The sequence below is a fragment of the Nocardioides sp. genome (assembly GCF_035481145.1).
GTDB lineage: Bacteria > Actinomycetota > Actinomycetes > Propionibacteriales > Nocardioidaceae > Nocardioides.
This window is the reverse complement of record NZ_DATIHB010000170.1, coordinates 1-1,881: the sequence shown is the minus strand read 5'-3', so window position 1 is coordinate 1,881 and position 1,881 is coordinate 1. Positions and strand designations below refer to the sequence as shown.

Sequence of the window (1,881 nt, the reverse complement as noted above, 5' to 3'; positions counted from 1 at the left end):
TCGCTGCAGACTCGCCGCCGGCAGCGAACTGCGGGCCGAGCTGGGAGGCATCGAGGCCCAGCATCTCGAACGCGGCCGCGGCCTGGTCGGATCCCTCGATGGCCTTGATCGAGATCTCCTTGAGGGCGTCCGCGACGGTGTCCGCGTCCCTGGCGCCGCCGGCGAGCCCCTGAGAGATGAGGCCCATGGCCTGCTGGCCGCTGATGCCGAGGTCCCGGAACTTGGTGGAGTACTCGCTGAAGGTGTCAAGGAGGTCGCCCGCCTCGTCGCCTCCGGTCTGGAAGCCGCGGGTGAGGACGTCGAGCGCTTCCTCTGCGTCCTTCGCGAGCCCAGTCTTGAGCATCTTGCCGACGGCGCGAGAGGTCGCCCCGACGTCCTGGTCGAAGGCGGTGCCGAGGTCGATGACCAGGCCCGTGACCTGCTGGAGGTCTGCGGACGAGGCGTCGGCCATCCCAGAGACGTTCTGCATGACGGAGCGGAGGGCTTCGTTGACGTCTGCGAGGGAGTCACCGTAGGCGTTCGCGTAGAGGTCGCCTGCGACCTTGCCGACCCGTGCCGACTCACCCTCGGTGAGGCCGAGCTGCGCGGCGAGCTTGTCGTTCGCGGCGTCAACCGAGATGTTCTCCACCAGAGACGACCCGAGCGCGCCCGCAACCGCGACACCAGCCGTGGCCGCGAGCGCAGCACCCTTCGGGCCGAACCCCGTCAGCAGGTCGGCTGCCCGATCGAGTCCAGCTTCGAAAGCGGACATGTCCACGTCGATGTAGGCGACAAGGGCGCCGAGGTCGAGGGACATGCTGCTACTCCTGCTCCGGCTTCAGTCGGCGGCGGATCTCGCCGGCAGGGTCATCGAACTGTGCGAGGACCTCATCCCGTGCAGCGGGCTCGAGGCTGGCGAGCACCTGGCCGGCGATCCACGCGAGCTGAGCGACGAGGGCGACAGTGCCGCCACGTCCTGCCTCGTTGACCGCGCTGAGGGCCTCCATCCGAAGTGGCGCGGTGCCGCCCTTGGCGTACGACGTTGTCGCGGTCGCGACGAGTCGAGCAGCGATAGCCCTGGTCGACGCCACGTCAGGCCACCGGCCCGTTCACGCCCGTGACCTGCAGATCGGTCGAGGCAACTGCGTCTCGAACAATCTCGAGCGGGCTCTTGCGACGGTGCTCCAGGCGAATACCGTCGACGTACGTGAGCAGTACGGTGGCATCGCCTCGGAGCTTCCCGCGCGGTGTCTCGATCCAGTCCGACTGCAACCCATGCCGGCCGGCCTCCGCGAGCGCCGCTTCTACCCGGTTGCCGACCAGGCGGGCACGACCAGCCTGCTCGTCGCAGGCGGCCTTGTACTTCGCGAACGCCGCAGCCGCCTCCTGCTGGAGGACGGACAGGTCGCGGAGCGAGCCCACGAACGCGAGAGCGGCGTCGCCAGCGGCAACGCACTCGCGTTCGACCGCCTCGACCTTCGCGGCCGCAGCCTTCCGCCTCGCAGCCTCCACCCGCAGCCGTGCGAACCGACCGAGACGCTCAGCTGTCGCGATCTCATCGGGCGACACCGACTCGTCGCCCTCGCGAACACGCTCCTCCAGTGCCTCCAGCAGCGCCTCCGCCTCTTCGGCCTCGTTCTGTGCGTCGTACACGTTGCTCATGCCTGCTCCTTGTCGGCTCCATAGCGGCGGGCGATGGCTGCCTCCAGCGACTCGGGCCCGCGGGCCTCGCGCTCCGTCCGGAGGGCTGCAGCCTTGGCCTGCCGCTCCTCGAGCTCCTTGGCCATGCGGGCCTTGATGGCTTGATCGACGCTCACTTGTTCCTCCCGATGACGTTCCGCAGCGATTCGATGTCGACTAGCAGGGACCGGGGGCCGAGCCGCGAGTGGCGGACGCGGCCGG

4 protein-coding genes are annotated in these 1,881 nt (G+C 69.3%); all 4 read right to left on the bottom strand.

What is annotated here, in order from left to right; translation table 11 throughout:
• Positions 1 to 796 (bottom strand): phage tail tape measure protein (locus VLF38_RS14160; protein ID WP_325271886.1); only part of this gene is annotated, 796 nt, incomplete at its 3' end.
• A 4-nt stretch (positions 797 to 800) separates the two neighbouring features.
• Complete coding sequence (locus tag VLF38_RS14155; protein ID WP_325271885.1) at positions 801 to 1,070, bottom strand: hypothetical protein; 270 nt, start codon at positions 1,068 to 1,070, stop codon at positions 801 to 803.
• Position 1,071: 1 nt separating this feature from the next.
• Positions 1,072 to 1,641 carry a hypothetical protein gene (locus VLF38_RS14150; protein WP_325271884.1) on the bottom strand — a complete coding sequence of 190 codons (570 nt, stop codon included), beginning with the start codon at positions 1,639 to 1,641 and terminating at the stop codon, positions 1,072 to 1,074.
• Positions 1,638 to 1,796 carry a hypothetical protein gene (locus VLF38_RS14145; RefSeq protein ID WP_325271883.1) on the bottom strand — a complete coding sequence of 53 codons (159 nt, stop codon included), beginning with the start codon at positions 1,794 to 1,796 and terminating at the stop codon, positions 1,638 to 1,640. Before VLF38_RS14145 ends, VLF38_RS14150 begins: the two co-directional genes overlap by 4 nt.
• Positions 1,797 to 1,881: the final 85 nt, after the last annotated feature.

Bases quoted from the DNA above. Each gene is read 5' to 3' on its own strand.
- VLF38_RS14150 (WP_325271884.1), bottom strand. From the start codon at position 1,641: ATGAGCAACGTGTACGACGCACAGAACGAGGCCGAAGAGGCGGAGGCG.